This is a genomic window from Protofrankia sp. Cr1, from assembly GCF_963555865.1.
Lineage (GTDB): Bacteria > Actinomycetota > Actinomycetes > Frankiales > Frankiaceae > Protofrankia.
Window position 1 is genome coordinate 1223 of the sequence record NZ_CAUVXO010000128.1, and the last position, 8419, is coordinate 9641.

Sequence of the window (8419 nt, forward strand, 5' to 3'; positions counted from 1 at the left end):
CTGTACCGCAGGTTGAGGGGACGTCGACGAGCATCCATACGCGCTCCCGGTCAGATCAGCGTGTAATCAGTGTCGTCGCGGCATGCCTCGTAGTCGTCGGCATCCAGGTAGTGGCACCACGGAAGCTGCGAATCAGGGAAGCAAATCCGGCTCGCGCCAGTCCAGCTGGCGACCTCGACATGGACGAGACCGGATTCGAGGTCGCGAACCGCTTCCTGGCTCGACGTCTGCTGAGCCACCGTGGGCCAGCTGCGGCTCGTGTCGCACCGGTACACCCACGACGAGGCGCGAACACCGGTGGCTCACGGGCTGGGCGAGGACCTCGGCAGGCGGTCGGGTGGTTGTACCAGCCGTCCGTCAGTCGGGTCAGCCGATCAGGATGATGCGGTAGCCGACGCCCGGGAGCGTCTCGATGACGGGCGGGTCACCGAGCTTGCGGCGCAGCCGCCCGACGGTAACCGAGACGGTCTTGGTGAAAGGGTCGGCGTACTCGTCCCAGACCTGTTCGAGCAGCCGCTCGGCGCTCAGCGGGGCCGGCATTGCGCGCAGCAGAGCCTCCAGCACGCCGAATTCCTTGGCTGAGAGATCGAGTCGGTTCCCGTCGCGGACGGTGGTGTGGCGTAGTGGGTCAAGTTCGATGCCGTCGGCTTTGAGGACGCGCGGTTGCGCGGTGGGCCGGCGCCGGGCCAGCGCCCGCACCCGCAAGATGAGTTCGGGAAAGTGGAAGGGTTTTGGTAGGTAGTCGTCCGCGCCGAGGCTCAGCCCGGCGACACGGTCAGCGCTGGTGTCGGCCGCAGTGAGCATCAGGACCATCGCCGGGTTCTCGGAATCTGCGATCATCCGGCACAGGATGTCGCCGTTCAGGCCGGGCAGATCACGGTCGAGCAACACGACGTCGTAGCGGTTGACATCGAGTTTGGCGGCGGCATCGAGACCGTCGTAACTGACGTCGACGGCCATGCCGTGGTCACGGAGGCCTTCGGCGGTGTCGTCGGCGAGCCGGTGCACGTCTTCGACGACGAGTACCCTCACCGCGACATCCCCGACGCCGGGGCGCGGCTTACGTGAGGCAGGTTGACGACGGCCCGGAGTCCGCCATCCGGTCGGGCGCTCAGGTGGAGGGCGCCGTCATGGGCGGCGGCGATGGCGGTGACGATCGAGAGCCCGAGCCCGACGCTGCCGGTGGTCGTGCGGTCGGCGGTCAGGCGGTGGAACGGCTGCCCGAGCTCCCGCACCTCGGCGTCGTCGAGCAGCGCCCCGGTGCTCTCGACCATGAGTTGGGCCGTCCTCGCGCCAGCAGTACCGTCACTGGCAGTGTGGCAGCCGACGTGGACGAAGCCGCCAGGATGGTTGTACCGCAGGGCGTTGTCGACAAGGTTCTCGATCAGGCGCCGCAGCAACGTCGGATTTCCCGTGACCTCGACGGTCGCGAGCTGGCGGTGGATGCCCACGCCCAGCTCGGCGGAGCGAGCCTCGTGGGCTGCCAGCGCTGTGGCGACGAGGTCGGTGAGCGAGACGGCGGCCGCCTCGCCCGGTACGACCTGGTGGGCTCGCGCCAGGGTGAGGAAGCTCTCGATCAGCCGGTCGGCCTGGTCGAGACCCTCGCGGAGCCGGCCGGCGAGCACGGTGACCTCTCGCGGCACGGGCTGGGGTTTGCCCTCGGCGACGTCGAGCGAGGTCCGCATCATCGCGAGCGGGGTGCGTAGCTCGTGGGAGGCGTTGGCGACGAAGCGCCGCTGAGCCTCGAACGCGGTCTCCAGGCGGACCAGCAGGCCGTCTATGGTGTCGCCGAGGTCGGTGAGTTCGTCCTGCGGGCCGGGCAGGTTCAGGCGCTCGTGCAGATTCTCCTGAGAGATCCGCAGCGTGGTCGCCGTGATCGTCCGCAACGGGCGAAGCACCCGGCCTGCCATCAGCCAGCCGAGCCCGATCGACGCAACCGCCATGATCGCCAGCGCGATCCCGGACTCGACGAGCAGGTGGTGGAGGTAGCTGTGGTGTATCCGCGAGACGACCGCCGACGAGGTTTCCGGTGAGGCCGGTGGAAGTTGCCCGCCGAGCGGACCGCCCTGGGTGTCCGGTGCGCTGACCGGGCCAGTGGTGATCTGGATGCGAGCTGTGAAGCGCAGCAGCAGCAAATACGTGATCGCCAACAGCGCGGCACCAGACAGAACGAACAGGCCGCCGTAGAGCAGCGTCAGACGCAATCTGACCGTACGCGAGGGCAACCTCGACCGCGGCGACCGTCGACGGACGCGGCCAACCGGCCGGGCGGGACGCGCAGTCGCGGCGGCAGCCGAGGCCGCCCGCCGACCCGGCCCGGGTACGTCGCCGGGTGCACTGGATGCCTCGGCAACTGCCCTCGCCCGCTCTGCCAGGCCGCTCACGCTCGACTGCCACCTCATCTCACGTCTCGGCTCGAACCGCCGTCGCCTGCCCTCCCGCTGGGCGGGAACCGCCTGGGCCGCGACGTCTCTGCCCTCCCATGGTCCCACCCGCGTAGGTAACACGGCGGAAACAGCCGACGTTGGACTCGTGTTGCCGCCCCTGGCTTATCAACGTCCTAGTAACCGGATGCATCGGGAAATCGGACCGAATGCCGATGGCGATCCGGCAACCGACAAGGACGTGAGCGAGATGGACACCACACCACCGATGAAAGCCGCGGACCGACGCCCTGCGATGTCCGCCGCGGCCAGATGGTCCTCGGCGGCGAGCAGGCCGGTCCGCTCCGCGGCGGTCGCACTGTGCCTGCTACTAGGCACCCTGCTCGGCGCCGCCGCGTGCCACAACTCGAAGCCAGCGCCCGGTGCCGGGCCAGGTACCAGCTCGCCGGGCACGAACCAGGTCCAGCCGGAGCAGAGCGGCTCGGGTGATGCGCCACTGCCAGATCTAGGGACCCCGTTCACGCCGTCCGGGCATCCGCCGGCGAGCCTGCCCCCGCTGCCCGGAAATACGTCATGACGGCGCTCGGCGCTGACAAGCCGGCGCTCGCGCCGACGAAGATGTCGAGCAGATTTTTCGTGACCTACCTGGTGCGGGGCCTTCGGGGACGGCTGCGGCAGACAGCGATCGTGGCGGTCGGTCTGGCGGTGGGTGTCGCGGCGGTGGTCACGCTGACCGCGGCGTCGACAGGCGTGAGCCAGGCGCAGACCACGGTGCTCCAGTCGCTGTACGGGGTAGGCACCGATATCTCGGTGACGACGGCGTCCACCACCGGGGCGGGTTCGAGCGGGCAAGGCTCGGGTCAGGGCATGATCACGCCCGGAGACGAGGGAAAGGACCTCTTCAGGCTGCCACCCGGCCTGGGGGTGCTCGATTCCGCCGCCCTGGCCCCGATCTCGAAGCTGTCTGGCGTGGCCGAGGCAGCGGGCGGCCTGACCGTGAGCCAGACGGTCGTCGGCCCGGCGGCACCCGGCGGCGGGCTGCCCAGCCTCACCTCGACCAGCATCGACGGGGTCGACGTAGCGCACCTCGCGTTCGGCCCGTACGCCTCCGGCACGCTCGCCTCGGGCCGGTCCTTCACCGCCAAGGATGCCGACTCCGACGTCGCCGTGGTCGACGCGCACTACGCGGCCGCACACCACCTGCTGACGAACTCGACGATCAAAATCGCCAACACCCGGTTCACGGTGATCGGCATCATCAGCCAGCCCGCTGCCAGCAATCCCGAGGAGGTCTTCATCCCGCTCGGTCGCGCCCTGGCGCTCGTCTCCTCCAGCCGGCCTGACCTGGCCGGGAAGCTCACTGCGATCTACGTGGCCGCCGTCAGTGCCGCAGACCTCTCCACCGTGCAAGCCGAAATCGCCGCGCTGGTCCCGAACGCCACCGTCACCAGCTCGACGGACCTGGCTCACAAGGTCAGCGGGTCGCTGGCCAGCGCGGCCACGCTCGCGAGCGACCTCGGCCGCTGGCTGGCCACAGCGATGCTCCTCGCCTCGTTCGCGCTGGCCGGTCTGCTGACCACCGCCGCGGTGCGCCGGCGGGTTCGTGAGTTCGGCACGCTCAAGGCGCTCGGGTGGCGTACCCGACGCATCGTCGCGCAGATCCTGGCCGAATCGCTCGTGACCGGCCTGGCCGGAGCCGTGGTCGGAGTTGGGTTCGGGTTCGCGGGCGCCGCCGTCATCGACGCGATCGCCCCCACGCTCGACGCGGCCGTCGCCCTGAACCCCGGCTCTACACCACCCGAGGGTGCATTGATCAGAGATGGGCACCTGGAGACGCTGACGCTGCCCGGCGGGGTGCACACGGTCAGCGTCCACCTGCACGCCGCTGTCGGAACCACGGTGATCCTGTTCGCGGTCGGGCTCGCGATCGTCGGCGCGGTCCTGGCCGGCGCTCTCGGCAGCTGGCGCGCCGCGCGGATGCGCCCGGGCGACGCCCTCGCACGCGTCGCCTGACCAGCCCGCCCGACGCACCCCGTCTGACCATCCTCTCCTTAGGTCGAATCGAGGATCCGATGTACACACTGACCGGCGTATCCAAGACCTTCCGCGGCCGTGGCCGTACCCGCGGCAGCGGCGTCACCGCGGTGCAGAACCTGAACCTGTCCATCGCCGACGGCGAATGGCTCGCCATCCAGGGCCGCACCGGCAGCGGAAAGAGCACTCTGTTGCAGCTGTTGGGTGGCATGGACCGGCCCAGCACCGGCACCGTCGACCTCGACGGCCGGGACCTGGCCGCGATGTCCGAGGCACAGCTCACCGAGGTCCGTGCCACCCGGGTCGGCTTCGTTTTCCAGATGTTCAACCTCATCCCGACCCTGTCGGCGATCGAGAACGTAGAAGCTGCCCTCGTCCCGCTCCGCACCCCCGCCGTCCAGCGCCGGAAGCGCTCGGCGGAAGCGCTGGCGGCCGTGGGCCTGGCCGATCGAGCCGGGCACCTTCCCTCCGAATTGTCCGGCGGTCAGCAACAACGCGTGGGTATCGCCCGGGCACTGGTCAAAGAACCCAGCGTGTTGCTGGCCGACGAGCCCACCGGGAACCTCGACGTCGACACCCGCGACGAGATCCTCTCCCTGCTCGAACAGATCTGGACCGCCAACCAGCTCACGCTCGTGCTCGTCACGCACGACAGCGCCGTCGCCGCCCTCGCCGAACGCGTCGCGGTGATGCACGACGGCGAGCTGAGCTTCGACGCCACCGACACGCGGATCGGCTGAGCGGCATGCGAACCGGGCGCCGCCCCGCGGCGGACACCCGATCGGAGCCCCTGTGTTCGTCCTGACCTACCTTGGGCGTGAGCTGAGGCATCGGTCGCGTCAGGCGACGCTCGTCGCCGCGGGGCTCGCTGTCGGCGTCGGGCTCGTCCTCACCACGACGGCCATCTCGGCCGCCGTCGGCGACGCGCAGAACGCGGTGCTGCACACGCTGGACGGGGTCGGCACCGACATCATCGTCACCGCCAAACCGCCGGCCGACAGCCATGGCGACGCCGGCGCGACCAGCGGCCTCGACGCGGGTGGCGCGAGTGGCTCCGGCCTGTCGGTGGACGGCGGCGCGGTGATGGACTCGTCCACAGTGGATGCCGTCGCCAAACTGGCGCACGTCGACGGCGTCGCGGACTCGTTGGTCCTGAGCGAGGTCAGCCCGCCTCCGGCCGGTTCAGACGCCATCCCGGCCAGCACGAGGATCGACGGGATCGACGTAACGCGCCTCGGCCTTGGGCCGGCCGCGGCCGGCACACTCCGCTCGGGCCGGTTCCTGTCACAGTCTGACGCCCGCGGCGCCGTCGCGGTCGTCGACACCCAACACGCCGCCTCCCACCGCCTTCGCGTCGGATCAACGATCATCGTTGTCGGGATCCCGTTCGCCGTCGTCGGGATCGTCGACCAACCGGCGGGCAGCGGGGCCGCCAGTGTCTACCTCCCGCTCGCTGCCGCGCGGCAGCTACCCGCCGGTCGTTCCTTCCCCACACTGGCTGGAAAGGTGAGCACGATCTACGTCTCGGCGAGCACCGCGGCCGACGTCAGCACGGTCGAAACCGAACTCGCCGCGCTCCTGCCCTCTACCGCCCTCACCAGCTCGCGCGACCTGGCTGAGGCGGTCAGCGGCTCGCTGGCCAGCGCCACCGCCCTCGCGCACGATCTCGGCACCTGGCTCACTGTGGGCGTGCTGCTGACTACCGTCGTCGCCGCCAGCCTGCTCACCCTCAGCTCCGTAACCCGGCGCACGCGCGAACTCGGAACCCTGAAGGCGATCGGCTGGACCAGCCAGCGCGTCATCACGCAGATCATGGCCGAATCCGGCGCCGTCGGCCTCGTCGGCGCGGCGCTCGGAATCGCGATCGGCTACGCCGGTATCGGTCTTGTCAACGCGGGCACACCGGTCCTGACCGCCACCGTCGACCACGGTGCTGGCACTGGCACTGGCACTGGCAGCGCGCACAGCCTCGCCATCCGCCTGAACGCCCACACCGACCCGGGCACCATCGCGGCAGCGACCCTGCTCGCCATTACCGCGGCCCTGCTCGCCGGCACGCTCGCAGCGTGGCGCACAACCCGGCTACGGCCAGCTCACGCACTGGCAAAAGTCGAGTGAACGCCGGGCAGGCGGTGGACGGCGGCGTGGTGCCGCTCGTTCTTTCCGATACCCGCTGGTCCAGCACCATCCCGATCAGCAGCGCCAACGGGTCGTTCGTCAGCAGCTCCTCCGCCTCGTCGATCTGGCTCAGATGCAGTCCCACGGCACATCCGTAACCGACCAGATCGCGGTGGTCGTCTTGCCGGTGTCAGACCGCCGCGGGGCAGAGGCGTCCCGGCACGCCGGGCGGTCGCGGCATGCGCCGGCTGACGCGAGGATGCCGTGGCACGAGGTGAAGCAGATGGATGCGGACCGCTTATAGCGCAACACTCCAGAGTGATGCTCTATGGCAAGTGACCCGGGCTCACGAAGTCACGAAGTCACGAAGTCACGAAGAGATCGTTCGCGCCGCTCTGGCGTGCGCGACCGAGCAGGGGTGGGAATCCACCTCGCTGGAGGCGGTGCGTCGGCGGGCCGGCGTCAGCAACGGCAGCCTCTTCCACCACTTCCCGACCCGGGACGCGTTGGCGCGCACGGTCGTAGCTGCCGGACTGGCCGGCCACCAGGCAGCGCTGACGGCCGAACTGCACGCGGCCACCGACTCTCGCCACGGGGTCACCCACGTGGTGATCCGCCACCTGGAATGGATGCAGGACCATCAATCGCTCGCCCGCCTGTTCCTCTCGACCTCGGCCACCACGCTGCGATCAGGACTCGACACGGCCGCAGTCGCCGGAAATCGGGCCTTCTTCCAGGACGTCACCTCCTGGCTGCGGGAGCACGGCTGGACTGGCTCCCCGGATCTGGCGGTGATGCTGGCGCTGTGGATCGGCCCGGCGCAGGAGTACGCCCGCCGCTGCCTGGAAACCGCCGCCGGACGCCTCGACGACGCCACGGACCACCTGGCGGCCGGAGCGTGGCGCGCACTCAAGCCCCTGCTGAACGAGCCCAAGGAGAACCCGTGACCGCCATCGTGCTGGACCGCTACCGACGCGCCCTCAACGAAGTCGACAACATCGTCGCCCGCGTCGAAGACGACCGCTGGGACTTCATGTCCCCCTGTCCGCCCTGGACGGCCCGCGCGGTGCTGGGCCATCTCATCGACGGCCAGCAACAGGTCGCCGCGCTCCTGACAGGGCAGGGCCCCCGCCCGCCGCACGCCGACCCGGACGCACTCGCCGACACTGCACCCGCTGCCGCCTGGCAGGCAGCCCACCGCGACATCGAAAGGGTCCTCGCGAAGGTCGACCCCACCGCACAGCAAGCGACCCCGATGGGTCCGCGCAGCGTCGCCGACATTCTGAGCCTCGCCCTGATCGAACCCCTTGTGCACGCCTGGGACCTGGCCCACGCGACCCGCCACACCGTCGACCTGGACCTCGAAGCCGTCTCGGCAGTCCTCGACGGGGTCCGGGCCCTCGGCGGTCAACTCGCCGCCACCGGCATGTACGCCCCCGCCGTCCCTCCGCCCGCCGATGCCAGCCTTCAGGATCAGCTCCTCGCCGCAACTGGACGACAGCACTGAAGCCTTGGGAAAGAAGTACGGCCTGCATCTGCCCCGATGCCGCAGGCTGCGTGCCAGCACGGCCCATCCGAGGCCCGCATCTCGAACCCCGGCCATGCAGGAACCGGTCATGACGTAGCCGATCTAGAAAAGAGCCCGACCGCGACCCGACGCCGGGCTGGGCCGGCCCGAGCCTCGGTTCGTGTGCAGCGCATCCTCGGTCTCGATGGTCGCCGGGGCCTGCTGATCCATACCTTCGCCGGCAGCAGGGGCGATGTGGGCCCCGACGGACCGTTCGGGGTGGACGGGGTCAAGGATCTGAGGTGCAGGGGACCGCGCCGATGCGCGACACCCACCACCACCGCTCGTGGGCTCGCCCCGCCCGCGTGCCCGATCA

General features: G+C 70.1%; 8 protein-coding genes. 5 read left to right on the forward strand and 3 right to left on the reverse strand.

The window, feature by feature from the left end; translation table 11 throughout:
- Positions 1-50: 50 nt before the first annotated feature.
- The 3 genes from U9980_RS12545 to U9980_RS12555 form a co-directional block, all read right to left on the reverse strand.
- Positions 51-239 (reverse strand): hypothetical protein, encoded by a 189-nt coding sequence (locus tag U9980_RS12545; protein ID WP_322768065.1) that lies wholly within the window; start codon positions 237-239, stop codon positions 51-53.
- 127 nt (positions 240-366) lie between these two features.
- Positions 367-1032, reverse strand: coding sequence for a response regulator transcription factor (locus U9980_RS12550; protein ID WP_322768066.1), 666 nt, complete (start codon positions 1030-1032; stop codon positions 367-369).
- Positions 1029-2204, reverse strand: coding sequence for a sensor histidine kinase (locus tag U9980_RS12555; protein WP_322768067.1), 1176 nt, complete (start codon positions 2202-2204; stop codon positions 1029-1031). The genes U9980_RS12550 and U9980_RS12555 overlap by 4 nt, the downstream gene beginning before the upstream one ends.
- A gap of 753 nt (positions 2205-2957) precedes the next feature.
- Between U9980_RS12555 and U9980_RS12560 the strand changes: the two genes are divergently transcribed.
- The 5 genes from U9980_RS12560 to U9980_RS12580 all read left to right on the forward strand — a co-directional run bounded on the left by U9980_RS12560 (position 2958) and on the right by U9980_RS12580 (position 8043).
- A complete protein-coding gene (locus U9980_RS12560; protein ID WP_322768068.1) occupies positions 2958-4397 on the forward strand; it encodes an ABC transporter permease in 1440 nt (479 codons plus the stop codon).
- Between the two features lie 59 nt (positions 4398-4456).
- Positions 4457-5158 (forward strand): ABC transporter ATP-binding protein, encoded by a 702-nt coding sequence (locus tag U9980_RS12565; RefSeq protein WP_322768069.1) that lies wholly within the window; start codon positions 4457-4459, stop codon positions 5156-5158.
- A 52-nt stretch (positions 5159-5210) separates the two neighbouring features.
- Positions 5211-6536 (forward strand): ABC transporter permease, encoded by a 1326-nt coding sequence (locus U9980_RS12570; RefSeq protein WP_322768070.1) that lies wholly within the window; start codon positions 5211-5213, stop codon positions 6534-6536.
- A gap of 287 nt (positions 6537-6823) precedes the next feature.
- Positions 6824-7483 carry a TetR/AcrR family transcriptional regulator gene (locus U9980_RS12575; protein ID WP_322768071.1) on the forward strand — a complete coding sequence of 220 codons (660 nt, stop codon included), beginning with the start codon at positions 6824-6826 and terminating at the stop codon, positions 7481-7483.
- Positions 7480-8043 (forward strand): TIGR03086 family metal-binding protein, encoded by a 564-nt coding sequence (locus tag U9980_RS12580; RefSeq protein ID WP_322768072.1) that lies wholly within the window; start codon positions 7480-7482, stop codon positions 8041-8043. Before U9980_RS12575 ends, U9980_RS12580 begins: the two co-directional genes overlap by 4 nt.
- The last annotated feature ends 376 nt before the right edge of the window (positions 8044-8419 follow it).